This is a genomic window from Leclercia sp. W6, from assembly GCF_003336345.1.
Classification (GTDB): domain Bacteria; phylum Pseudomonadota; class Gammaproteobacteria; order Enterobacterales; family Enterobacteriaceae; genus Enterobacter.
On the sequence record NZ_CP031104.1, the window covers coordinates 2,119,112 to 2,142,595 of the forward strand.

Annotated in this window: 22 protein-coding genes and 2 pseudogenes; 8 read left to right on the forward strand and 16 right to left on the reverse strand. The window is 53.6% G+C overall.

Translation table 11 applies throughout. The annotated features are described in order from the left end of the window. Positions 1–3: 3 nt before the first annotated feature. From artQ to artJ, 3 genes are all read left to right on the forward strand, one after another. Positions 4–720: an arginine ABC transporter permease ArtQ gene (gene artQ, locus DVA43_RS10415; RefSeq protein WP_103178868.1), complete on the forward strand. Its 717-nt coding sequence runs from the start codon at positions 4–6 to the stop codon at positions 718–720. Next, a complete protein-coding gene (artM, locus tag DVA43_RS10420) occupies positions 720–1,388 on the forward strand; it encodes an arginine ABC transporter permease ArtM (protein ID WP_103823430.1) in 669 nt (222 codons plus the stop codon). Before artQ ends, artM begins: the two co-directional genes overlap by 1 nt. A gap of 173 nt (positions 1,389–1,561) precedes the next feature. Continuing rightward, positions 1,562–2,293, forward strand: coding sequence for an arginine ABC transporter substrate-binding protein ArtJ (gene artJ, locus DVA43_RS10425; protein WP_103823610.1), 732 nt, complete (start codon positions 1,562–1,564; stop codon positions 2,291–2,293). A gap of 145 nt (positions 2,294–2,438) precedes the next feature. On the opposite strand, the gene DVA43_RS10430 is transcribed toward artJ, so the two are convergent. The 11 genes from DVA43_RS10430 to nfsA all read right to left on the reverse strand — a co-directional run bounded on the left by DVA43_RS10430 (position 2,439) and on the right by nfsA (position 13,196). Continuing rightward, entirely contained in the window at positions 2,439–3,893 is a 1,455-nt protein-coding gene (locus tag DVA43_RS10430; RefSeq protein ID WP_114315491.1) for a sensor histidine kinase KdpD, read from the reverse strand. Beyond that, on the reverse strand, positions 3,890–4,582 hold the full coding sequence (locus DVA43_RS10435; RefSeq protein WP_114315492.1) for a response regulator transcription factor: 693 nt from the start codon (positions 4,580–4,582) through the stop codon (positions 3,890–3,892). The genes DVA43_RS10430 and DVA43_RS10435 overlap by 4 nt, the downstream gene beginning before the upstream one ends. 168 nt (positions 4,583–4,750) lie before the next feature. After that, the gene (rlmC, locus tag DVA43_RS10440; RefSeq protein WP_114315493.1) at positions 4,751–5,878 is read right to left on the reverse strand and encodes a 23S rRNA (uracil(747)-C(5))-methyltransferase RlmC; all 1,128 of its coding nucleotides are present in this window, start codon (positions 5,876–5,878) and stop codon (positions 4,751–4,753) included. Positions 5,879–5,918: 40 nt separating this feature from the next. Further along, positions 5,919–6,407 carry a YbjO family protein gene (locus DVA43_RS10445; protein WP_103823434.1) on the reverse strand — a complete coding sequence of 163 codons (489 nt, stop codon included), beginning with the start codon at positions 6,405–6,407 and terminating at the stop codon, positions 5,919–5,921. 59 nt (positions 6,408–6,466) lie between these two features. After that, positions 6,467–7,312: a putrescine ABC transporter permease PotI gene (gene potI / locus DVA43_RS10450; protein WP_103178862.1), complete on the reverse strand. Its 846-nt coding sequence runs from the start codon at positions 7,310–7,312 to the stop codon at positions 6,467–6,469. Then, the gene (potH, locus tag DVA43_RS10455; protein ID WP_114315494.1) at positions 7,309–8,259 is read right to left on the reverse strand and encodes a putrescine ABC transporter permease PotH; all 951 of its coding nucleotides are present in this window, start codon (positions 8,257–8,259) and stop codon (positions 7,309–7,311) included. The genes potI and potH overlap by 4 nt, the downstream gene beginning before the upstream one ends. Before the next feature lie 9 nt (positions 8,260–8,268). Continuing rightward, positions 8,269–9,402 (reverse strand): putrescine ABC transporter ATP-binding subunit PotG, encoded by a 1,134-nt coding sequence (potG, locus tag DVA43_RS10460; RefSeq protein ID WP_114315495.1) that lies wholly within the window; start codon positions 9,400–9,402, stop codon positions 8,269–8,271. A 96-nt stretch (positions 9,403–9,498) separates the two neighbouring features. Continuing rightward, entirely contained in the window at positions 9,499–10,611 is a 1,113-nt protein-coding gene (gene potF, locus DVA43_RS10465; protein ID WP_114315496.1) for a spermidine/putrescine ABC transporter substrate-binding protein PotF, read from the reverse strand. Between the two features lie 349 nt (positions 10,612–10,960). Then, on the reverse strand, positions 10,961–11,437 hold the full coding sequence (locus DVA43_RS10470; protein ID WP_103823437.1) for a YbjN domain-containing protein: 477 nt from the start codon (positions 11,435–11,437) through the stop codon (positions 10,961–10,963). A 61-nt stretch (positions 11,438–11,498) separates the two neighbouring features. Next, a complete protein-coding gene (gene rimK, locus DVA43_RS10475; protein ID WP_103823438.1) occupies positions 11,499–12,401 on the reverse strand; it encodes a 30S ribosomal protein S6--L-glutamate ligase in 903 nt (300 codons plus the stop codon). A gap of 72 nt (positions 12,402–12,473) precedes the next feature. Continuing rightward, positions 12,474–13,196: an oxygen-insensitive NADPH nitroreductase gene (gene nfsA, locus DVA43_RS10480; RefSeq protein WP_114315497.1), complete on the reverse strand. Its 723-nt coding sequence runs from the start codon at positions 13,194–13,196 to the stop codon at positions 12,474–12,476. A 181-nt stretch (positions 13,197–13,377) separates the two neighbouring features. Between nfsA and DVA43_RS10485 the strand changes: the two genes are divergently transcribed. After that, the gene (locus DVA43_RS10485; RefSeq protein WP_103823439.1) at positions 13,378–13,647 is read left to right on the forward strand and encodes a GrxA family glutaredoxin; all 270 of its coding nucleotides are present in this window, start codon (positions 13,378–13,380) and stop codon (positions 13,645–13,647) included. Positions 13,648–13,660: 13 nt separating this feature from the next. On the opposite strand, the gene DVA43_RS10490 is transcribed toward DVA43_RS10485, so the two are convergent. Then, positions 13,661–14,050, reverse strand: a complete 390-nt coding sequence (locus tag DVA43_RS10490; RefSeq protein WP_114315498.1) for an inner membrane protein YbjM — start codon at positions 14,048–14,050, stop codon at positions 13,661–13,663. A 273-nt stretch (positions 14,051–14,323) separates the two neighbouring features. Between DVA43_RS10490 and DVA43_RS10495 the strand changes: the two genes are divergently transcribed. From DVA43_RS10495 to DVA43_RS10510, 3 genes and pseudogenes are all read left to right on the forward strand, one after another. Next, on the forward strand, positions 14,324–16,009 hold the full coding sequence (locus DVA43_RS10495; RefSeq protein WP_114315499.1) for an aspartate:alanine antiporter: 1,686 nt from the start codon (positions 14,324–14,326) through the stop codon (positions 16,007–16,009). 411 nt (positions 16,010–16,420) lie between these two features. Further along, a pseudogene (locus tag DVA43_RS10505) lies at positions 16,421–17,464 on the forward strand (terminase large subunit domain-containing protein); the annotation flags it as partial. Continuing rightward, positions 17,464–18,348 (forward strand): phage portal protein, encoded by an 885-nt coding sequence (locus DVA43_RS10510; RefSeq protein ID WP_114315500.1) that lies wholly within the window; start codon positions 17,464–17,466, stop codon positions 18,346–18,348. The pseudogene DVA43_RS10505 and the gene DVA43_RS10510, both read left to right, overlap by 1 nt. Before the next feature lie 39 nt (positions 18,349–18,387). On the opposite strand, the gene DVA43_RS10515 is transcribed toward DVA43_RS10510, so the two are convergent. The 4 genes and pseudogenes from DVA43_RS10515 to DVA43_RS10535 form a co-directional block, all read right to left on the reverse strand. After that, entirely contained in the window at positions 18,388–19,419 is a 1,032-nt protein-coding gene (locus tag DVA43_RS10515; protein ID WP_114315501.1) for a DUF4435 domain-containing protein, read from the reverse strand. A gap of 1 nt (position 19,420) precedes the next feature. Then, on the reverse strand, positions 19,421–19,891 hold the full coding sequence (locus DVA43_RS10520; protein WP_114315502.1) for an AAA family ATPase: 471 nt from the start codon (positions 19,889–19,891) through the stop codon (positions 19,421–19,423). 23 nt (positions 19,892–19,914) lie between these two features. Next, positions 19,915–20,619, reverse strand: coding sequence for an AAA family ATPase (locus DVA43_RS10525; RefSeq protein ID WP_114315503.1), 705 nt, complete (start codon positions 20,617–20,619; stop codon positions 19,915–19,917). 641 nt (positions 20,620–21,260) lie between these two features. After that, a pseudogene (locus tag DVA43_RS10535) lies at positions 21,261–22,358 on the reverse strand (replication endonuclease); the annotation flags it as partial. A 363-nt stretch (positions 22,359–22,721) separates the two neighbouring features. On the opposite strand from DVA43_RS10535, the gene DVA43_RS10540 reads away from it, so the two are divergent. Further along, the gene (locus DVA43_RS10540; protein WP_114315504.1) at positions 22,722–23,339 is read left to right on the forward strand and encodes a hypothetical protein; all 618 of its coding nucleotides are present in this window, start codon (positions 22,722–22,724) and stop codon (positions 23,337–23,339) included. The last annotated feature ends 145 nt before the right edge of the window (positions 23,340–23,484 follow it).

Genomic DNA, 23,484 nt, shown 5'->3' on the forward strand with positions numbered 1-23,484 from the left:
CTGATGAACGAAATTTTTCCATTAGCAAGCGCCGCCGGGATGACCGTCGGCCTTGCCGTTTGTGCGCTGATCATCGGCCTGGTGCTGGCGATGATCTTTGCCGTGTGGGAGTCGGCTAAGTGGCGACCTGTCGCCTGGGCTGGCTCAGCACTGGTGACCCTGCTGCGCGGCCTGCCGGAAATTCTGGTGGTGCTGTTTATTTACTTTGGCTCCTCGCAGCTGCTGCTGACGCTGTCGGACGGCTTTACGCTCAATCTGGGCGTGGTGCAGATCCCGATTCAGATGCAGATTGAAAACTTCGACGTCAGCCCGTTCCTGTGCGGCGTGATCGCCCTCTCCCTGCTCTACTCCGCCTATGCCTCGCAAACCCTGCGCGGCGCGCTGAAAGCGGTGCCGGTGGGACAGTGGGAGTCCGGTCAGGCGCTGGGGCTGTCGAAAACCGCCATTTTCTTCCGTCTGGTGATGCCGCAGATGTGGCGTCATGCCCTGCCGGGGCTCGGCAACCAGTGGCTGGTGCTGCTGAAAGATACCGCGCTGGTGAGCTTAATCAGCGTGAACGACCTGATGCTGCAAACCAAAAGCATCGCCACCCGTACTCAGGAGCCTTTTACCTGGTACATCGTGGCGGCGGCCATCTACCTGGTGATCACGTTGCTCAGTCAGTACATTCTCAAGCGTATTGACCTGCGTGCGACGCGTTTTGAACGGAGACCAGGCTGATGCTGGATTACTTACCCGAACTGATGAAAGGGCTGCACACCAGCCTGACGCTGACCGTCGCCTCGATTATCGTGGCGCTGATTCTGGCGCTGATTTTTACCATCATCCTGACGCTCAAAACGCCGGTGCTGGTGTGGATCGTGCGTGGCTACATCACCCTGTTTACCGGCACGCCGCTGCTGGTGCAGATCTTCCTGATTTATTACGGCCCGGGGCAGTTTCCGACGCTGCAGGAATATCCGGTGCTGTGGCATCTGCTCTCCGAGCCGTGGCTCTGCGCCCTGCTCGCCCTGTCGCTGAACAGTGCCGCCTATACCACGCAGCTCTTCTACGGTGCGATCCGCGCCATTCCGGACGGTCAGTGGCAGTCCTGCGGCGCGCTGGGAATGAGCAAGAAAGATACGCTGGCGATCCTGCTGCCCTACGCCTTCAAACGCGCCCTCTCGTCATATTCCAACGAAGTGGTGCTGGTGTTCAAGAGTACGTCGCTGGCCTACACCATCACGCTGATGGAGGTGATGGGCCACGGACAGCTGCTGTACGGCCGCACCTACGATGTGATGGTGTTTGGCGCCGCAGGTATTATCTACCTCATCGTCAATGGCCTGCTGACGCTGCTGATGCGTCTGGTTGAACGTAAAGCCCTGGCCTTCGAACGCCGCAATTAAAACTGCATAAGTTTGATTTAAGAAAGACGGGAAAGCCTGACAGCTTCCCGTCTTTTTTATTATCAAAATAATATTTAATCATTTTTATTGCATACAAATTCATTAAGTGGCATTGTAACTCTCAGCCGCAGACACGGCACATAATGACAAGATTGACAGACGGGAGCTTCATCATGAAAAAGTTAGTTCTGGCCGCTTTACTCGCTACCTTCGCTGCAGGCGCCTCTGCTGCCGATAAGATCAACTTCGGTGTTTCTGCGACCTATCCACCGTTCGAATCACTGGATGCCAGCAACCAGATCGTCGGGTTTGATATCGACCTGGCGAAAGCGCTGTGCAAGCAGATGCAGGCCGAGTGCACCTTTACTAACCACGCTTTTGATAGCCTGATCCCGTCCCTGAAATTTAAAAAATATGACGCGGTGATCTCCGGCATGGATATCACTCCGGAGCGTAGCAAGCAGGTCGCCTTCACCGAGCCGTACTACGCCAACTCCGCGGTGGTGATTGCCAAAAAAGGCCAGTACACCTCCTTTGAGCAGCTGAAAGGCAAGCGCATCGGCATGGAAAACGGCACCACGCACCAGAAATACCTCCAGGATAAGCACCCGGAAGTGAAAACTGTCGCTTATGACAGCTACCAGAATGCGATTATCGACCTGAAAAATGGCCGTATCGATGGCGTGTTTGGCGATACGGCGGTGGTGAACGAGTGGCTGAAGACCAACCCGCAGCTGGGTACCGCTACCGATAAAGTGACCGACCCGCAGTACTTCGGCACCGGTCTGGGCATCGCGGTTCGTCCGGATAACAAAGCCCTGGTCGAGAAACTGAACGGCGCCCTGAAAGCGATTAAAGCTGACGGCACGTATCAGAAAATCAGCGACCAGTGGTTCCCGCAGTAAGCCTGTTTTGCCGGGTGGCGCTGCGTTTACCCGGCCTACAAAACCACAAACCGCACCATCCGTAGGCCCGGTAAGGCGAAGCTGCCACCGGGCATCAGACCGCACCATCCGTAGGCCGGGTAAGCGTTATCGCAACCCGGCGTTTTTATAACGGCACATAGAAGCGAAAACGCGCCCCTTTCGCCGCCTCCATCAGCCTGATCCCCCCGCCGTGCAGTTCCAGCATCCTTTTGACGATTAACAATCCCAGCCCGCCGCGATTATCCCGCGACGCCTGCTGGCTCAGCGCAGAAGGCCGCATAAAGAGATCGTCGCGCAGGTGTTCATCTACCCCCGGCCCGCTGTCGTTGACTTCCACCTGCAACTGCTCGCCCTCCAGCCACACCTTCAACCCGATCTCGCCGCCCGGCGGCGTATGCCGGATGGCGTTATCCAGCAGATTGGTGACCACCCGCTCGATCATCGACAGATCGGCGTTGATCATCGGCAGCTGGCGCGGCACGTCGATATGCAGCCGCAGCTTGCGCGTCTCAACCGCCAGATCAAACTTTTGCGCCACGTCGGAGATGAGCTCCCCGATGGCAAAGCGCTCCCGCTGGGGCTTAATGCTACCGTGCTCAAGGCGCGCCAGCTCAAACAGCTGCTGCGACAGATGGCGCACTTTATGCCCCTGACGCAGGGCAATGGAGAGATAGTGCTGCGTCTCCTGCGGGGAGAGCGTGCCGGATTTCAGCGACAGGGTTTCCAGATAGCCCAGCAGTGCGGTCAGCGGGGTACGCAGATCGTGGGAGATATTGGCAATAAACTCCCGGCGCTGCCGGTCGCTGTCGGCCAGCTGATCCCACTGGCTGGCAATCTGCTGCGCCAGTTCGATGAAGGTGTTACGCAGCAGGGCCACTTCATCAGAGGGCGCGGTCTGTATAGGCTGGGTGGCAAGCTGCTTGATGACGTGCATACTTTCGCGATCCAGGCCGCTCACCTCGTCAGTTAACTGCTTGACGGGCCGGGTCACCCAGTACCAGACCAGGCCGCCCGCCAGCGCGCCGAAAAGCGCCACCAGCAGCAAGGACCAGAGCACCGTGCTCCAGAGCGTTTTCTGCCATGCCTGCTCCGCCAGGGCGTTCAGCTCTTCACCCTGCAAAATGATGTAGAGATAGCCGCGCAACACGCCGTCCTGATGCAGCGGCACGGCGCTGAAAACCTTCTCTCCCGTCAGGCTGCGCGGATCGTCGCCATAGACCGGCATCATCCCGCCGCTCAGAAACTGCTGAACCGGCGCAACGGCGAGGTGCTGGCGTTTGATATGCCCCGGCGGCGCGGCATCGGCAAGGATCTGCCCGTCCGGGGAGAGGATGTAGAGCTCCACGCTGGGGTTGTAAGTCATCAGCCTGTCGAACAGCGGCTTGAGGCGGGAGCGATCGACCTGCCCGTGCGCATCCAGCAGGGTTTCGCGCTGGGCAATGTGCTGCGCCAGCCCGCCGGAGAGACGCTGCACCATGGCGTTGCCATACTGCATGCTGGTCCAGAGCTGCACCGCGCAGGCCACCGCCGCGCAGACCGTCAGCAGGAGGATGAAGATCAGGGTGAGACGGCGGATCATAGCGGGCGTTCCGCAAACAGATAGCCTTTACCCCAGACGGTGCGGATGATCTCCGGCTCGGCGGCGTCTTTCTCAATTTTTACCCGCAGACGATTGATATGGGTGTTGACGGTATGCTCGTACCCTTCGTGCTGGTATCCCCACACCTGTTCAAGCAGGGCGAGCCGGGAGAAGACCTCGCCGGGATGGCGGGCGAAAAAGTAGAGTAAGTCGAACTCGCGTGGCGTCAGGTCAACCATCTCGCCACGCAGCAGCACGCTGCGGGCCAGCGGGTCGATGGTCAGGCCATGGGCGTTAATCAGCCCGGACGTTTGCTGCCCCATCGCCTGCTGACGGCGGAACAGCGCCCGGATGCGCGCCACCAGTTCCTGCACCGAGAAGGGTTTAGCCAGATAGTCATCGGCCCCGGTTTCGAGGCCCAGAATACGCTCGGTTTCGCTGCTGCGGGCGCTGATGATAATCACCGGCAGGTAATGGTCCCGGGCGCGGATCGCCCGGCAGAGGGTCAGCCCGTCAACGTTGGGCAGCATCAGATCGAGGATCACTGCGTCCCAGTGAGGTTGCCCGAGCAGCTGCAGCGCCCTGCCCCCGTCCGCTTCATGGGTAATCACGTAACCTTCGTCTTCTAAATTGAGGCGCAGTAACGCAGCGATATCGCCGTCGTCCTCCACCAGCAGGATGTGCTTCATCGGTCAGCCTTATTGAATCTTAACAGCTAAAGCTTACCCGATTTCCGGGGCGGGAAACGTTCACATTTTGTTTAACATTGTGCGGGTGGGATTGCCGGGTGGCGGCTGCGCCTTACCCGGCCTACGAAACCGTAGGCCCGTGCAAGCGCAGCGCCGCCGGGCGGTTCCTCAGGATTTAACTAATAGCGTCAGCACTTCATAATGCGCAGTATGCGGGAACATATCGAACAGCTGCACCCGCGCAATCTGGTAACCGGGCAGGTCGCGAATGTCTTTTGCCATCGTCTGGGCATTGCAACTGGAGTAGATAATAAACTCTGGCGCCACCTGGCTCAGGTAGTCGCACAGCGCCTTACCGATACCGCGGCGCGGCGGGTTTACCAGCACCAGCTCCGGCACGTTGCCCTGGCCGGTGGCGAACTGCGTCGAGTCGAGCGCCTGGAAGTGCAGATTCGTCAGCCCCAGTTCCGCGGCGGACTGGGTGGCGCAGGCGATCGCCTCGGCGGAGATCTCAATCCCGGTCAGCTGCATCTGCGCGGTGGCGCAGTGCAGGCCAAAGCCGCCGACGCCGCAGAAGAGATCCCACATATGGTTAACCGGCAGACCACGCACCCAGTCGCGTGCGGTGGCGTACAGCTCGCTTGCCACGGTCGGGTTGGTCTGGAAGAAGCTCTTAGGGCGGATCCACAGCGGCACGTCGTTAAAACGCTCTGCCAGCGCCTGAGCGTCGGTGAGAAAGATCTCCTCTTCCCCTTCCATGATCGCCATATGCACCGGCTGAATATTGGCGGTAATCACCTTCAGCTGCGGCAGCTGTTCCTGTAGCCACGGCAGCGCCGCGCGCAGCTGGGGCAGCTTGGCCTCTGAGCGCAGCACAAAGCGCAGCATCATCCCGCCATCAAGCTGGCTTTCGGTGAGCAGAATGTACTTTAACTCGCCGCGCTTGCGTTCCACGTTGTAGGGCGTCAGGCCCGCGCGGGCAATAAAGGGTTTCAGGGCGGCAAAGACCGGCGCGAACGAGGCCGGATAGAGCGGGCAGTCGGTCAGATCGACAGGGGTGCCGTCGCGGTGCAGCATGCCGAGCAGCGGTTTTTCGACGCTGCCGCTGACCACCATTTTGGCTTTATTGCGAAACGCCTGTTCCGGCCCGCTGACCGGCGCGCACCACTCCGCCACCGGCAGGCCAGAGAGCAGCGTCTGCAAATCGGTCATTTTGGCGGAAAGTTGTGAAGAGACCGGCTGCGCTATCCACTGACAGGAGCGACAGCGACCGGCATCATAGAGTGCGCACTGCATAACGAAACCTTAATACGTCTGGGGGCAGCGATTATACACGTTATTGCAGACGGAAAAACCGTCGGCTGGCCGCAGGGACAAACAGCAGGCCGAGCACAAGGATGTCGGGCAGTTTTTGCATCACCAGGGTGTGGAAAATCTCGCGCTTTGACTCGCCGGGAATGCTGAACAGCTCAGGATAGCCGTAGCCCAGCGATGCGGCCCACAGATAGCCGGTGGCGGTGATCTGGGTCAGCAGGTAGATAATCCGCGCCCAGTTACGCCCTTTCACCAGCGAAAAGGCGCAGTAAATTTCGATAAAGACCAGCATCAGGCTGGCGAAAAAGACCAGCGTCAGGCTCCAGGTCTGTACGCTGCGGTGAACAAACTCGCTCAGCCCGCGCATCCCCAGCGTGTTGAAAATCATAAACACATCAAGGCAGCGGATCATGATAATGGCGAGCGCCGCCACCTGCACCAGGGCAGGAACGTTCAGACGGGCATGCGAACGGCTTGTTTTCGTGAAAAATCCCAACGTGATGTCTTCCATGAAACGATGCCGCGATAACGCGGCATCTTAATTTCGCTTCTTTGCAGATTTTAGGAGCTTCAGCCGCGTCTTGCACGTTGGATATCGCGCTGACGCTGTTTTTCAGACCGCGCCATCAGATACCAGGCAATCAGCCCGATGATGCCGACCACGCCGAGAATCAGCGTCGCCAGGGCGTTGATCTCCGGGTTGACCCCCATGCGCACGCTGGAGAAGACCAGCATCGGCAGCGTGGTGGCCCCCGGGCCGGAGACAAAGCTGGCGATCACCAGGTCGTCCAGCGACAGGGTAAAGGCCAGCAGCCAGCCGGAGATCACCGCCGGCATGATCATCGGCAGGGTGATGATGAAGAAGACCTTCAGCGGCGTCGCCCCGAGATCCATCGCCGCCTCTTCAATGGAGTGGTCCAGCTCGCGCAGGCGCGAGGAGATGACCACCGCCACATAGGCGGTACAGAAGGTGACGTGGGCCAGCCAGATGGTGAGCATGCCGCGATCGGACGGCCAGCCAATGGCGTGCCCCATGGCGACAAACAGCAGTAGCAGCGACAGGCCGGTGATGACATCGGGCATCACCAGCGGGGCAGTGATCATAAAGGCGAAGCCGTTGGCCCCGCGAAAACGCCCAAAGCGCACCATCACCACCGCGGCAATCGTGCCCAGGATGGCCGCCATCGTCGCCGCGCAGGCGGCAATGGTCAGGCTTAGGCCCACGGCGCTCATCATCGCCTCGTCGCGGAACAGCTCGCCGTACCAGCGCGTTGACCAGCCTGCCCACACCGTCACCAGCTTGGAGCTGTTAAAGGAGTAGATCACCAGCATTAGCATCGGCGCGTACAGGAAGGTAAAGCCGAGGACCAGGATCAGGATCCGCCACGGAGAGCGCACTACCGGTAAATTGTTCATCCGTGATCTCCCATCTGTTTCTGCTGGTACTTGTGGAACCACATGATCGGCACGATCAGCAGCAGCAACATCACGATCGCCACCGCCGAGGCCACCGGCCAGTCGCGGTTATTAAAGAATTCCTGCCAGAGCACGCGGCCAATCATGATGCTGTCCGGGCCGCCGAGCAGTTCCGGGATCACAAACTCCCCCACCGCCGGGATAAACACCAGCATCGACCCGGCGATAATCCCGCCTTTGGTCAGCGGCACTATCACGCTGAAGAAGGTTTTCATCGGACGGGCACCGAGATCCAGCGCCGCCTCCACCAGCGAGTAGTCGATGCGCGTCAGGGCGGTGTAGATAGGCAGCACCATAAACGGTAGATAGGCGTAGACAATGCCGATATAGACCGCCAGATTGGTGTGCAGAATGGTCAACGGCTGATCGATAACCCCAAGCCAGAGCAGAACGTTATTCAGCACGCCGTTGTTTTTCAGGATCCCCATCCAGGCATAGACGCGGATCAGGAATGAGGTCCACGAGGGTAAAATCACCAGCAGCAGCAGAATGTTACGCGTCGAGGGCTTGCTGTGCGCCACCGCCCAGGCCAGCGGGTAAGCCAGCAGCAGACAGCAGAGGGTTGAAATAGCCGCGACCTGTAGCGACTGCAGATAGGCCTCAAAATAGAGCGGATCCTCGGTCAGCTGCAGGAAATTGCCCAGGTTGAGCATGATCGACAGCTGACTGTCCCCCCACTCCAGCAGATCGCTGTAGGGCGGGATCGCCCGCGCCATCTCCGCCAGGCTGATTTTAAACACAATCAGGAACGGCAGCAGGAAGAGCAGGATCAGCCACAGATAGGGCAGCGCGATCACCAGCTTACGCCCGTGAGCCATCTGCATACGGGTCAGCCAGCTGGTATCAATGCCCGCCGCTACGCGGGTCGCAGGTTCAGGTTTGTTCATCGCCCTTCCTTATACCGTCAGCACAACGCAGCTATCGGCTTCCCAGCACAGACGCACTTCGTCACCCCAGGTCGGTAACCCCTTGCGGTAGCGGAAGGTGTTCTGCAATTGCGCACTGATCATCTGCCCGCTCTTCAGGCGGACATGGTAGATGGAGAGATCGCCGAGGTAGGCGATATGCACCACTTCCCCCACGGCAAAGTTGTAGCCATCCGCGGGCGCCTCTTCGCAGAGGGTGATTTTTTCCGGGCGCAGGGCCACGTAGACCGGCACGTTATCCACTACCGAGTTGTCCGCCGCCACTTTCAGCGGGTGGATCAGCCCCGGCGAGTCAATCACCAGCCCGTCCTCTTCGCGGGTTTTCAGCAACCCTTCAAATACGTTCATGGAGCCGATAAATTCGGCGCTGTAGCGGGTGGTCGGATGCTCGTAAATCTCTTCCGGCTCGCCAATCTGCACGAACTTGCCGCGGTTCATGATGGCGATACGCCCGGCCATGGTCATCGCCTCTTCCTGGTCGTGGGTGACCATCACGCAGGTCACCCCCACGCGCTCAAGGATATCCACCACCTCCAGCTGCATACGGTCGCGCAGTTTTTTATCCAGCGCCCCCATCGGCTCATCGAGCAGCAGCAGTTTTGGCCGCTTCGCCAGGCTACGGGCCAGGGCCACGCGCTGACGCTGGCCGCCGGAGAGCTGGTGCGGCTTGCGCTTCGCAAACTCCTGCATATGCACCAGGCTCAGCATTTCAGCCACGCGGGCGGTGATTTCCGCTTTTGGCAGTTTGTCCTGCTTCAGGCCAAAAGCGATGTTCTGCTCCACGGTCATGTGCGGGAACAGGGCATAAGACTGGAACATCATATTGATCGGGCGCTGATAGGGCGGCACCCGGGAGAGGTCGACGCCATCCAGCATAATCTGCCCGGCGCTGGGCTGTTCAAACCCGGCGAGCATGCGCAGCAAGGTCGATTTCCCGCAGCCTGATGCGCCAAGCAGAGCAAAAATTTCACCTTTGTAGATAGTCAGGCTGACATCATCCACGGCATTCTGACCATCAAAGGATTTGGTCAGGTTACGGATTTCCAGCAGCGGGGTCAGCGCTTTACGGGTTTTCGCCTGCGGGCGGGGGATCGCGTCGTTCACGGGGTGCTCTCCGGCATCAATCAAAATGGTGCAGGCGCACCAGAACGGTGCGCCTGTTGCCGGGGGCGCTACGCTTGCCCGGCCTACGACGAACGGTTATTTACCGCTTTTCACTTTCGTCCACGCACGGGTACGGACGCGGTCAATTTTCGGCTCCTGCACGCTCAGGGTAAACATCTTGGCGCGCACGTCTGCCGGCGGGTAGATGCCCGGGTTATCACGCACTTCAGCGCTGACAAGCTTCGTGGCCTCTTTGTTGCCGTTGGCATAGAAGACGTGGTCAGAGATGTGGGCGATCACTTCCGGGCGCAGCAGATAGTTCAGGAACTGATAGGCTTCCTCTTTGTTTTTCGCATCGGCTGGCATCGCGAAGACATCAAAGAAGGCCATTGCCCCCTCTTTCGGGATCGAATAGGCGATATTCACGCCGTTTTTCGCCTCTTTCGCGCGGTTCGCCGCCTGCCACACGTCCCCTGCCCAGCCGATGGCTACGCAGATATCGCCGTTTGCCAGATCGTTGATGTACTGGGAGGAGTGGAAGTAACGGATATTGGGACGCAGCTTCAGCAGCAGATCGGTGGCCGGGCCGGTGTAGTCATCCGCTTTGGTGCTGTTGGGATCTTTGCCGAGGTAGTTCAGGACGGTGGCAAAAATCTCTTCAGGCGCATCGAGGAACGACACGCCGCAGCTTTTCAGCTTCTCGAGGTTCTCTGGCTTCAGCACCAGATCCCAGCTGTTTACCGGCGCATCGGCGCCCAGCACCTGTTTCACTTTCTCGACGTTATAGCCAATGCCGGTGGTGGCCCACATGTACGGCATGGCGTATTTGTTGTCCGGATCGTGTTTAGCGATAAGCTTCAGCAGCTCAGGGTCGAGGTTTTTCCAGTCCGGCAGTTTGCTTTTATCCAGCGGCTGGAACACGCCCGCAGAGAGCTGACGTTCCAGGAAGCTGGCTGACGGTACGACCAGGTCAAAGCCGGTGCTGCCCGCCATCAGTTTGCCTTCCAGCACTTCGTTAGAATCGAAGACGTCATAGACGACTTTAATCCCGGTCTCTTTTTCAAAATTGGCCACCGTATCCGGGGCAATATAATCAGACCAGTTGTAGATATGCAGCGTTTTTTGCTCTGCCGCCAGCGAGCCTGCAGAGACCGCCATCAGCGCGCCCGCAACCAGACCCGATAACCATTTTTTATTTAAAGCGATCATAGCGTTAATCCTTCTGAAAGCGCGTTAACAAACGCACTAAAAATGAACACTCTTAGCCTATGCAAGAAACGTGCATAATTTATCACTCTGCCTGTAGCAGAAGATGTTACTCAGGTGGCTGTATCTGCTCGCGTTTAACAGCATCGCAAGAATAAACTGTAGCTTGTCTCCGTAGCTATAGCTCAGATTAAAAAACGCCTTTTAACAATTTTTTATGCAAGAAGTATCTATGTGATAAGCCGAATTGGCGGGATGGCGGTGAATAATTCTTTAAAGAAAGGTTAAAGTCAGCAGAAAAGCGGGTGTTATGCAGCCGCCACAACAGCGACTGCCTAAATGTCAGACAGGTTTAGTGCAGAAAATTGCTCGCAGATTCAGGCTGCTCAGCGCCCTCTTCAGCGTTATAGAGCAGATGATGGGCGCTGGCTTCCAGCATTACCATAGAGATCTGCTCTTCGCTCTGCTGGATAAACGCCGCGAACTGCGGGAAGGTCAGCCCAACGGACGCGGATAAAGACTGGCAAACCACCAGCTTTGGCAGATTATCATCCTGTATATCGAGAAATGCTTTCACCGTCAAAGAACTGGCATTGATGGCGGACAAATCCGATGCTAAGGCCAGCAGCGCCGAGGGTTTGACCTCTGCCAGCGCGGAGAAAAGAATGACGTCATTGATCAGATCGAGCTTGGCATCAAACACGCCGTCAAAGTTTTGCATGTGCGGCAGGTGCAGCGCCTGGCAGGTGTCGCATTCAAAAAAGCTGACGCCCATGTTGTCCAGCCAGTGGCGTAACGTATCAAGTGTCGGTACTACAAGTGAATCCATAACGGTGGAACCCCTTCAAAAAAATAGTGCCTGGCCCAGGCCACACGGCGCGGCAGGCCAGTTATCCGCCCGTTTTCAGGCAAAACTCCGGCGTGGCATGGCGTTCAATCCAGCCGATCATCTTCCCGGCGATATCAATCCCGGTGGTTTTCTCAATGCCTTCCAGCCCTGGCGAGGCGTTGACTTCCATCACCAGCGGCCCTCTGTCGGCGCGTAAGATATCGACCCCGGCAACGTCCAGCCCCAGGGTTCTGGCGGCCAGCAGGGCCATCTCCCGCTCGCGTGGGGTGATCTCCACCACCCGGGCCACGCCGCCCCGATGCAGGTTCGAGCGAAAATCGCCCTCTTTCGCCTGACGCTCGATGGCGGCGACCACTTCATCGCCCACCACCAGGCAGCGAATATCGCGCCCTTTCGCCTCTTTAATGTACTCCTGCACCAGAATGTGCGCGTTCAGGCCGCGAAACGCATCCACCACGCTCTCTGCCGCCTGGCGGGTTTCGGCCAGCACCACGCCAATGCCTTGGGTACCTTCAACCAGTTTAACCACCAATGGCGCGCCGCCGACCATCTCGATCAGATCGTGAGTGTCATCGGGCGAATGGGCAATACCGGTGATCGGCAGGTCGATCCCCTGGCGGGCCAGCAGTTGCAGGGAGCGTAGTTTGTCACGCGCCCGGGTGATCGCCACGGATTCATTCAGCGGATAACTGCCGAGCAGCTCAAACTGGCGCAGCGCGGCGGTGCCATAAAAGGTGATCGCTGAGCCAATACGCGGAATAACCGCGTCAAAATGCGGCAGCTGGCGCCCTTTATAGTGAATAGAAGATGCCGCCGGGCTGATATTCATATAGCAGGACAGCGGATCGAGAATTTCCACCAGATGGCCGCGCTGCTGCGCCGCTTCACGCAGGCGTTTACACGACCAGAGCGTTCCATCCCGGGACAATATGGCAATTTTCACCCTGCACCTCTCAGACATGATCTGGTAAAAGCCTGCGTATCATACACGCAGGGAGGCGCAGGATGAATGACCTTATCGCGTCGCCCAGCCCTGTTTATGCAAATAGTCGAGAATAAACGGACGGTTTTCTTTGATGATGGTGCGCCGGATATGGTCGCTCCAGGTGTCGCGGCGGTTATTGGTGGCGCGGCTGAGGTAGTAGTTGGCCAGCTCTTCGTCGTACTGCGCCAGCACCGCTTTATCGACCGGCTGGTAGTGGTTTTCATGCATCACCATCGCCGCAGGCAGGCGCGGCTTGACGTCCGGGTTATCCGCTGGCCAGCCGAGGCAGAGGCCAAACAGCGGCAGGACGTGCTTCGGCAGCTGCAGTAGCTCGGTTACCGCCTCAATGCTGTTGCGGATACCGCCAATGTAAACCCCGCCCAGCCCCAGCGACTCCGCTGCCGTCATTGCGTTTTGCGCCAGCATCGCGGTATCCACTACGCCGAGCAGCAGCTGCTCGGCGAGGCCCAGCTGCGCCTCAGGGCAGATTTGCAGATGGCGGTTGAAATCAGCGCAGAAGACCCAGAACTCCGCCGCCTCGGCCACGTGCTTCTGCCCGCCGGTCAGGGTCACCAGCTGTTCACGCATTGCGGGGTCGGTAACGCGGATAATGGAGCTGCACTGCAGGAAGCTGGAGCTGGAGGTTCCCTGCGCACCGGCAATAATAGCCTCACGCTGGGCATCGCTGATGGGTTGATCGGTAAAATGACGAATGGAACGGTGGGAACGAAGCAGATCAATTACTGGCGTCATGCGGTCTCTCTGTACGGGCGTTAATAACAATATCGCCAGTATAGGCAAAGAAAAGGAGGCTGTAATTGGCGAAACATAGCCTGGAGATATCAATGTAACAGGCAGAACCTACTTTTCATTACCGATAGTTATCGGCAATATAGCGTCATTCGCCGTCTGGCTTAGTTTCAGGAGAGAGAACATGTTTGCAGTAATTTTTGGACGTCCGGGTTGCCCTTACTGCGTGCGCGCAAAAGATCTGGCAGAAAAACTGACCGCTGAGCGTGATGATTTTAACTACCGCTACGTGGACATTCATGCCGAAGGCATCACCAAAGCCGATCTGGAAAAAACCGTCGGTAAGCCGGTTGAAACCGTACCGCAGATCTTCCTCGACCAGAACCACATTGGCGGCTTTACCGATTTTGAAGCCTATGCCAAAGCGAACCTCGGGCTGTTTGCTGCCCAGTAAGCCTTTCGCGCCCTCACTCTGAGGGCGTTTTTACTCTCGCCCGACGATTCTCCAGCGCCCGGCGCACGAACAGAAAGAACAGCGCCCCTAACGCACACCAGAAGACCCCACTTAACAGCCATGCCATCTCCTGCACGATGGTGCGCGACGGGATAAAGACCAGACGCATCACCACCAGACAGAGGGGCGCAGCGAGCATCGCACCGACCAGCGGCCGGATGACCTCTCCCCCACGGGAGACAAAACTGGCGGCAGCACCTGGCAGGGTGAAAAACAATAATCCCAGCTCAGGACGCCCGGCGGCAATAAATGCCCCTCTTACGTTGAACGTCAGGCAGATGCATACACCAGTAAAAAGTAAAAAACAGCAAGCCACCCCAAACCAGTTACGTTTAATATTCAAATCGTCCCCCTACAGCGTGGGCAAATCCATTTTTCGTCCACTGGACGCACAATCAGATGGTTTATATGGCATTCCATGCCTGAACGGCGCGTCGTTACGCAATCACGAGCAGATGTTGCTGTCTGTTATAAATAAAGTAATAGTTTGGTATTATTATTTGATATATATTATAGTGTGCGGCCGGGAGCCGCAGCGCTCCTCAACACCGGGAAAACAGTAGCCTAAATCACCTGTCCCTTCAACCACTTACTGGTAAACAAGAAGTTATCCTTCGTGAACATAAACGTCGCAGAATTGTTAAACGGGAATTACATCCTGCTATTATTTGTGGTACTGGCGCTGGGTCTGTGCCTGGGTAAATTACGCCTCGGATCAATCCAACTTGGTAATTCTATTGGCGTTTTAGTCGTCTCGTTATTATTAGGCCAGCAACATTTCAGTATTAACACGGATGCCCTTAATCTGGGCTTTATGCTGTTTATTTTTTGTGTAGGTGTTGAAGCCGGACCTAACTTTTTTTCAATTTTCTTCCGCGACGGTAAAAATTATCTGATGCTGGCGCTGGTGATGGTCGGCAGTGCCCTGCTGATTGCGTTAGGCTTAGGCAAACTGTTTGGCTGGGATATCGGCCTGACGGCGGGCATGCTGGCCGGCTCGATGACCTCCACGCCGGTGCTAGTTGGCGCGGGGGATACGCTGCGCCATCTCGGGCTGGATAACGCCCAGCTCTCTATGGCGCTGGATCACCTCAGCCTCGGCTATGCCCTGACCTATCTGATTGGTCTGGTGAGCCTGATCGTGGGCGCACGCTATCTGCCGAAGTTGCAGCATCAGGATCTGCAAACCAGCGCCCAGCAAATCGCCCGCGAACGCGGTCTGGATACGGACAGCAAACGCAAAGTCTACCTGCCGGTGATCCGCGCCTACCGTGTCGGCCCGGAACTGGTGGCCTGGGCGGACGGTAAAAACCTGCGCGAGTTGGGCATCTATCGCCAGACCGGCTGCTATATCGAACGCATCCGCCGTAACGGCATTCTGGCGAACCCGGACGGCGACGCGGTACTGCAGATGGGGGACGATATCGCACTGGTGGGTTATCCAGATGCGCACGCCCGTCTCGACCCCAGCTTCCGTAACGGCAAAGAAGTGTTCGACCGCGACCTGCTGGACATGCGCATCGTCACCGAAGAGATCGTGGTGAAAAACCACAACGCCGTGGGCCGCCGCCTGGGACAGCTTAAACTGACCGACCACGGCTGCTTCCTCAACCGGGTGATCCGCAGCCAGATTGAGATGCCTATCGATGACAACATCGTGCTGAACAAGGGCGACGTGTTGCAAGTGAGCGGCGACACGCGCCGCGTGAAGACCGTTGCCGACCGCATCGGCTTTATCTCCATTCACAGCCAGGTGACCGACCTGCTCGCCTTCTGCGCCTTCTTTATCGTCGGCCTGATGATTGGGATGATCACCTTCCAGTTCAGCAATTTCAGCTTTGGCATCGGCAACGCCGCCGGCCTGCTGTTCGCAGGCATCATGCTCGGCTTCCTGCGCGCCAACCACCCCACCTTCGGCTATATCCCCCAGGGCGCGCTGAACATGGTGAAAGAGTTTGGCCTGATGGTGTTTATGGCGGGCGTCGGTTTAAGCGCAGGCAGCGGCATTGGCCACAGCCTGGGCGCGGTAGGCTGGCAGATTCTGGTGGCCGGGCTGATCGTCAGCCTGGTGCCGGTGGTGATCTGTTTCCTGTTCGGTGCCTACGTGCTGCGCATGAACCGCGCGATGCTGTTTGGCGCCATGATGGGGGCGCGTACCTGTGCCCCGGCGATGGAAATCATCAGCGATACCGCGCGCAGCAACATTCCGGCGCTGGGCTACGCGGGCACCTACGCCATCGCTAACGTGTTGTTAACCCTCGCGGGGACGCTAATCATCATAATCTGGCCGGGTCTGGGATAAAAAATTTTTGCGCAATGACGAAAAAATTTTCGCTATGCGCAGAACTTTTCTGCCAGACGTCAGTCATAACTATTGCCACTGCTTTTCTTTGATGTCCCCAATTTGTGGAGCCCATCAACCCCGCCGTTTTGGTTCAAGGTTGATGGGTTTTTTGTTGTCTTGAATTTATAATTTTACAAATAAATCACTTAAGCTATTGAATTCCGGCTCCTTCGCCAACATCTGGCGCTAAATACGGCCTTTCTTGTTGCCGGTCGTGGTCCGACGCAACTCCTAACCGCTACCATCGGAATCAAGCTACAGCATGATATTGTGTTGCTGAGTACGGCATATCTCTTGCGCCAATTGCTCCATCATACGGCCGTGTGAAGCAGGAGCGAGATTCGTAGCAACGCCGCCAACCAATCCACCACCAACGTCCGCAGAGCGCAGAGCTACCACGGCAACTTGTACCTGGATGAATATTTCTGGATACCGAAATTCCAGGAACTGCGCAAGGTGGCCTCCGGTATGGCCATTCACAAAAAATAGCGGCAGACCTACTTTTCCACACCGTCCAGCCTGACCCACAGCGCCTATCCGTTCTGGTCCGGCGCACTCTTCAACCGGGGCCGCGCCAAAGCGGACAAGGTGGCTATTGACCTGACCCACAGCAATCTGGCCCCGGGCCTGCTCTGCCCGGACGGCCAGGACCGCCAGATCGTCACCCTGGAAGATGCGGTGCGTGGTGGCTGTAACCTGTTTGATATCGACCAGCTGCGCATGGAGAACAGCCCGGACGAATACCAGAACCTGCTGATGTGCAAGTTTATTGACGATCTGGCGTCAGTGTTCCCGCTGAGCGAGCTGCAGGCCTGCATGGTGGACAGCTGGGAAGTATGGTCCGATTTTCAGGCGCTGGCGCTACGCCCGTTTGGCTGGCGCGAAGTATGGATCGGCTATGACCCGGCGAAAGGTACGCAGAACGGCGACAGCGCCGGGTGCGTGGTCATGGCACCGCCCACAGTGCCGGGCGGCAAGTTATACATTCTTGAGCGGCACCAGTGGCGCGGGATGGATTTCCGCGCCCAGGCGGACGCCATCAAAAAGCTGACGTAGCAGTACAACGTGACCTATATCGGCATTGACTCGACCGGCGTCGGCCACGGCGTGTATGAGAACGTGAAGGCGTTCTTCCCAGCGGTCCGGGAGTTTGTCTACAACCCCAACGTCAAAAACGCCCTGGTGCTCAAGGCATACAACATTATCAGCCACCGCCGCCTGGAGTTTGACGCCGGGCATACCGATATCGCGCAGTCTTTCATGGCAATCCGCCGCGCCACTACAGCCGGCGGGAACCGCCCCACCTACGAAGCCAGCCATGCAGACCTGGCCTGGGCAACGATGCACGCACTGTTTAACGAACCGCTGCAGGGCGAAGCTGCCAATACCAGCAATATTGTGGAGATTTTTTGATGGGCAAAAGGTATAAAAACCGCGCTGCAGCTAAACAGAGCGTTCAACAGAGCAGCGGCGTATCTGCAGAAGCATTCAGCTTTGGCGACCCGATCCCGGTACTGCACCGCCGGGAATTGCTTGATTATGTGGAGTGCGTGCAGATGGATCGCTGGTATGAGCCGCCGGGGAGTTTTGACGGGCTGGCGCGCACCTACCGCGCGGCGGTGTATCACAGCTCCCCGATTGCGGTGAAGTGTAACATTCTGACCAGCACCTTTATCCCGCACCCGCTGCTGAGCCAGCAGGCATTTAGCCAGTTTGTGCAGGACTATCTGGTATTTGGTAATGCCTATCTGGAAAAGCGCACCAACCGCCTTGGCGGTATTCTGTCGCTAGAGCCGTCACTGGCGAAATACACCCGCCGGGGCGTGGATCTGGATACTTACTGGTTTGTGCAATACGGCATGACCACGCAGCCGTATGAGTTCACCAGAGGCAGCATCTTTCACCTCATGGAGCCGGACCTGAACCAGGAGGACGTGAACAATATCCGCCAGGCCATGAAAAGCGCCAAAGGGCCGGACAACTTCCGCAACCTGTTTATGTACTCGCCCAACGGCAAAAAGGACGGGATTCAGAACATCCCGCTTTCAGAAGTGGCGGCAAAAGATGAGTTTCTGAACATCAAGAATGTTAGCCGCGATGACATGATGGCGGCACACCGCGTTCCGCCGCAGATGATGGGGATTATGCCGAATAATGTTGGGGGCTTTGGGGATGTGGAGAAGGCTGCGAATGTTTTTGTGCGAAATGAACTTTTTCCATTACAAAAAAGAATACCCGAGGTGAATGAATGGGTGTCAGATGATGTAATCAGATTTAGTAGTTACAAACTTGGTTAATGATGAAAATGCGCATTAAATTATTAATGCGCAGAGAAATCACCTTCCATAACTTGCTTGCATAAGCTCGATAGTTTTTTTAAAAAATGGAATGTCTTTATCTATTTCTCTAGATAGAAAAGCTGAGTTTATATCAACTCTCTTTCCGGCCAGCTCTTTTTTCTTTTCCGCGGCAATGTCTTTAGATATACCATCTTTATCATAACGGCTTTTTTTGAGATTAAATGTAAATCTCTCGATCTTTTTAAGAATATTAATAATGATAGCATGAAAATTATGACCCCTTATAAAAAGATAAGCATCACTTTCTGAAATCCCAACTTCAGAAAAATACTCTGACATATTCCCTGCTGCGTCAACGTCACAATAACCACTCATTTTTTGTTTCAATTGCTGAGTAAAATCATTTACAAATCTGGCTAAGTTGGCATTAAAAACACCATTAGTAAAGTCTTCAAACCTAGATTCATTTGCAACACACATTATTCCAGAAACGAACTCAGACATTAATTCTTCAAAGCCTGCAATTTGACCATCGCGGTAAAGAATCATGAGATCAGCAAAGACCCCATATACGGATTTTGATATTACTTCATAAATATCACTTATATTCACATGGTGCTGCTCGATATCTTCACCAAGTAACTGGGAAATAAAATCATTTATTCCATTTTTGTTAAAGTAAAGATTTTCTTTAGAGTGAACGAAAGTTTCATATACATGATCAGCTTGAAGTAATTCTTTCCCTTTAGCTTTATAGTTATTAGTTATAAAACTAAAATCACTATCTAAGCATGCAATGCAATGCTTACCAAGTACAATATTACCGGTTCTTAATAATTTAAAAATCCTACAACAACCATCACTAATAACACCATCATCAAATTCATGTTCAGAGGCACAGAAGAAAGAAAATGCATAGTTATCTTTGAATTTTTTCAATGCATTTATCCAAAGACGTTTGTCATCATCAGATTCAACCCAAACAAGTACCTTAGGCTTAGAAGAAAACAACTTAGTCTTTTCATAATATTTACTGGTAACATTAAAACCTAAAGATGCCTCTTCCATATCAAATATCCATAATAGAAGTCATATTATAAAACCTTTCTCGCACATTACCTATCAAAGCAGGTGAATGAGTTGATAATATAAATTTTCTATCTGGCGCTAATCGCGACAAAGATGGTAGCAACAGTTCCTGCCATTCGATATGTAAAGATAAATCAGGCTCATCAAAAATGAAAATCACGTTTTTATCTTTGTTCAAATATACGTTCAGCAGAATACTAACAAGTGTTTTTTCACCTCGAGAAAGATTAAACCATTTTACATCATTTTTATTTTTTAGTTTTACGCCAATAAATCCATCATTATCTCTAAAAACTGACCGTTTAGTTAAAGAGAAGAATTTATCCAGTTCTTCAAATAGTGGCTCTCCCCATAGACTGGCAGCAATGTCTTTTTCTACTTCCTCGACAATTTTATCAATACTCTTTAAAAATCGATCATCAATTTTTTTACCGCTCTTGATTCTTTCCATGATATTTTTTTTAATTAAAGCACTTATTTTTTTCTAGCGTGCTGTTTTGCAAAAATATCCAACTCTTTTTTCTGGCTAGCTTCTTTTAATACGAATTCATTTAGCAACCTATAAAGAGTTTTATCTATGTTATTATCTTTTGTAAAAATAGATCTTTTCTCAAGCTCTTCAGAATTTTCATTTTCTTCATTATAAAAAAACTCTTCATTCTTAAATAATATAGAAAATGGTAAATCTTTCTTGTTCTGTTCGGTAAAACCATCAACTTTCTTGGTCAATCCGAAAGTCTGCGACACCACCTCTTTCTTGGACATTCCACCTTTAACTATTGGAGAATCCGATTCGATTTCAGCCGTTTTAGATTTGAACTCATCAACAATACCGAGTACAACATCAATCGTTCGATCAAGTGATTCATCAAAATTATCAACGGCTGCAGTCTGAACATCTTTTTTTGTTTGCTCACTTAAATCGTAGCTACAATCAAAATTATATACCCTTGAAACTAAACTATTATCAAATCTTATTTGACTAGCCCAATCTTTAGTTTCTAAAACTGATTCCACATCATGTAAAAAGCTTATTGATGCATGTATTAAATCTAACACTGTAGTTTTACCACAGCCATTATATCCAGTTAGCACTGTAAAATTCCGGTCTAACTTAATGTTAAACTCTTTTTTTGTTTTCCATATATTAGCCAAGCTTATTTCATCTATATTAATCATTTCCCTTTCCTTTCCATTTTATTAATACCAAAAATGCATTTAAATGGAACTAGCCTATGCACTCCAAGTAATAATCAAAAGAGTGTAATTTATTTTTGAAGCTTATGCTAGATAGCTGTTTTTTTGGCGCTTACGCGCGCTCGTATCCCCGCCACGCCTGCCCGCTTTGTGTAGTGGTTTTCATGCAGGTGCATGACGAGCCGGAAAGCGCGCCAGTTCTGTCGGCCCCGACCCGTTGCGATCCTTTTTGGATCATGCGAATCCATGCACCATAGACATGCTCTGCTTTCTCGAACCATAAGATGCCATATGGGAGGGAGTTTCCCATGGTGCGAAATCACTAATGCGTACTCTCATCCTGCCCTACTCCATATTCATTCAGCCTGGTAACCAGATCGCTAGTCAGCTCCGACAACCACGAAATCGCAACCTACTTGTCATCATCGCTACATTCTGAGCTGGCGACCAGCCGGGCCATAAGTTCTATCCGCTGCAGTGCAAGTGACTCCATGAACAAATCGTTCACAACTCCCTCCCCTTTATACTGTTTATATATACAGTTCAACATATATATTTAAAGCTGAAATGGTTTTTTACTCAGCTACCCCATTGATTAATAGATAGCCTCAAACCCGGCTTTCTTAGTACCACTGACGCCATTTGTCATCCTCCTGTAGTCGCTGGTTCCGGTAGAACAGTCGCAATCCGGCTCCAGATGGCAGGCTGCCGCCACGCAGAAGCAGATCCACTTCCGTTTCACTGGCGTCAAAGCCCCTGGACCTCATCTCCGCCTCAAGCTGCAGCCGTTGATGCTCTGCAATTTCCTGTTTGTACCCTTTCCGGCGTTTCGGTTTGACCTGTCTCAGCCTCGCAGTCAGCTCTCGTAGTTCCTTTTTGCTCATGTTATCGAAGTCCGGCAGCGCTCCAAGTTCTTCGCCACCTGGAGATTCGCCCCCTGTTTGGTACGTTTTTTCAACAGGGGGACAGTTATTGCCACGAGTCCAAGGGGCGAAAGCGCCCTGGTCGGCTGTCGCCTCCTGAAGGTCAACGGCTTTACGAACCATTTTCCACTTCACTGCATGAGTGCAGATCCGGCCCTCAATGATCGGGGACCAGATGCCATAAATACGAACACCGTGAACACCGTAGGCGCTCGGCTCGTCGTTCAGCTCATAGGCAGTTCTGACAAGGTGATGTTTACGGGGAACCAGGACGCCGCCCTGCTTCATGATGTAGATGGCAAAACAGCCAGCATCAGCTGCAGCCAGTACGGCATCCAGACGCGGATTTTACAGTACCGGTGCGCCTGCCTTCTTGTCACCCTGCGCCCTGGCAGCCTGACCGGCCAGCTGGCGCAGCTCGCGGTACGCCTGGCGGCCAGGGATACCAAAGAGGCGGAATTGCTGGACACGGTGCAGCGAAGCTTAGGCGTTTACGTTCTCAACGTTATCGCGCAGTGATCTGCCTGTTTCTTTACTGATTTCCTGCGCCAGCCCGCGCCCGTCGATATTCTTGCTGAAGTATTTGGCGATATAGCTGATCGGTGTCCCCTTGCGCGGGTTGATAAGCTCTGACTTGAAGCACGGCCCGGTATTGGTGCCCAGTTCCTCGCGGTCCTCACAAATAGCGAATTTACGCAGCAGCGCGGTGATGGATTTACGGTCTTTTTTGCGCATGAAGCACAGCAGGTGCCAGTGCACGGTGCCGTCATGATGCGGTTCAGCAACGCGGATGCCATAACCAAATAAATTGCAAGGTTTTTAGGGAGTGGTCCGTGTACTTTTAGGGCTGGATACCACAGCAGAATAAGACGAAGATTTCAAGGCTGTTTTGAGCCATCTTTATTCATTGACCAATGACACCAGACTTTACACACTTATGTAAGTTCTGCGCGGGGTGCGGGAAGGAAAATGTACATTCTCAAACCTGGTCACCCCGACGGTCGCGTAATGTTCTACATAAATAATAGCAAATTTACTAAGCACATTTTTGTTTCAATTAATAGCCATCAATTTACGCGGTAAAATAAATCTCATATTTTACTGATTTTTGCCGATAACCTCATCTCACCTTTCACTATATGCGCAAACTGAGGAATACGAATGAAAGTTGAAAGCAATTGGTTCGACGAACTTCTTAAAGTAACAATATACCGCGATCTCTTGTATCGGGCTTCTATCTGGACGCTATTTCCTTTAATAACGCTAATTATTAACTGGAGAAGCAATAATTATTCTGCAGCAGATTATTTAATGAAAGCTTATGCATCAACTATGCCTGCTCTGAATTTTGTTTTTCCGGTAAGCACAATTATGGTACTCATTGCTTTATATACAAAACACCGTGAGAGCATCTCTTCCCCAAAATGTCAGAATGTTAAAAAATTCTATCACACGTTCAGACGTTTCACTTCCGATGTCCTTATCTGGATAGCAGGTGCATTGACCGGTTTAACGCTTTTGACTTTTATCAACTTTGGCATATTGTTTTATGATAACCCTCAAGATTTGACAATAGACAATATCGTCAAACTATTTCTTTCACTGTTCATACTTTTAGCCGTCCTGGGTTATTGTTTAACGACTTATGTTGCGATAAGAAAAGAAAAGACTTTTCACTTTACGTCACCAAAATTAAACAAAGGATGGATTGTCACTGTTATTTATGGTGCTGCAATTGCAGTATGGTACGGTTATCTTAATTATCATAATATTCTTTAGCGACAGCCTATAAATAATGGCAACAACCTGGATCATCAGGACTGCATAACGCTGACTCCAGGTTATTTATTTAGCTTAAATGTCTTTATCACATCCTTTTGCCATGGGATGTTACAAGCGGTCATCGATTTTATTATCATAAAAT

Bases quoted from the DNA above. Each gene is read 5' to 3' on its own strand.
- artQ (WP_103178868.1), top strand. From the start codon at position 4: ATGAACGAAATTTTTCCATTAGCAAGCGCCGCCGGGATGACCGTCGGC.
- artM (WP_103823430.1), top strand. From the start codon at position 720: ATGCTGGATTACTTACCCGAACTGATGAAAGGGCTGCACACCAGCCTG.
- artJ (WP_103823610.1), top strand. From the start codon at position 1,562: ATGAAAAAGTTAGTTCTGGCCGCTTTACTCGCTACCTTCGCTGCAGGC.
- DVA43_RS10430 (WP_114315491.1), bottom strand. From the start codon at position 3,893: ATGATCCGCCGTCTCACCCTGATCTTCATCCTCCTGCTGACGGTCTGC.
- DVA43_RS10435 (WP_114315492.1), bottom strand. From the start codon at position 4,582: ATGAAGCACATCCTGCTGGTGGAGGACGACGGCGATATCGCTGCGTTA.
- rlmC (WP_114315493.1), bottom strand. From the start codon at position 5,878: ATGCAGTGCGCACTCTATGATGCCGGTCGCTGTCGCTCCTGTCAGTGG.
- DVA43_RS10445 (WP_103823434.1), bottom strand. From the start codon at position 6,407: ATGGAAGACATCACGTTGGGATTTTTCACGAAAACAAGCCGTTCGCAT.
- potI (WP_103178862.1), bottom strand. From the start codon at position 7,312: ATGAACAATTTACCGGTAGTGCGCTCTCCGTGGCGGATCCTGATCCTG.
- potH (WP_114315494.1), bottom strand. From the start codon at position 8,259: ATGAACAAACCTGAACCTGCGACCCGCGTAGCGGCGGGCATTGATACC.
- potF (WP_114315496.1), bottom strand. From the start codon at position 10,611: ATGATCGCTTTAAATAAAAAATGGTTATCGGGTCTGGTTGCGGGCGCG.
- DVA43_RS10470 (WP_103823437.1), bottom strand. From the start codon at position 11,437: ATGGATTCACTTGTAGTACCGACACTTGATACGTTACGCCACTGGCTG.
- nfsA (WP_114315497.1), bottom strand. From the start codon at position 13,196: ATGACGCCAGTAATTGATCTGCTTCGTTCCCACCGTTCCATTCGTCAT.
- DVA43_RS10485 (WP_103823439.1), top strand. From the start codon at position 13,378: ATGTTTGCAGTAATTTTTGGACGTCCGGGTTGCCCTTACTGCGTGCGC.
- DVA43_RS10510 (WP_114315500.1), top strand. From the start codon at position 17,464: ATGGGCAAAAGGTATAAAAACCGCGCTGCAGCTAAACAGAGCGTTCAA.
- DVA43_RS10515 (WP_114315501.1), bottom strand. From the start codon at position 19,419: ATGGAAGAGGCATCTTTAGGTTTTAATGTTACCAGTAAATATTATGAA.
- DVA43_RS10520 (WP_114315502.1), bottom strand. From the start codon at position 19,891: ATGGAAAGAATCAAGAGCGGTAAAAAAATTGATGATCGATTTTTAAAG.
- DVA43_RS10525 (WP_114315503.1), bottom strand. From the start codon at position 20,619: ATGATTAATATAGATGAAATAAGCTTGGCTAATATATGGAAAACAAAA.
- DVA43_RS10540 (WP_114315504.1), top strand. From the start codon at position 22,722: ATGAAAGTTGAAAGCAATTGGTTCGACGAACTTCTTAAAGTAACAATA.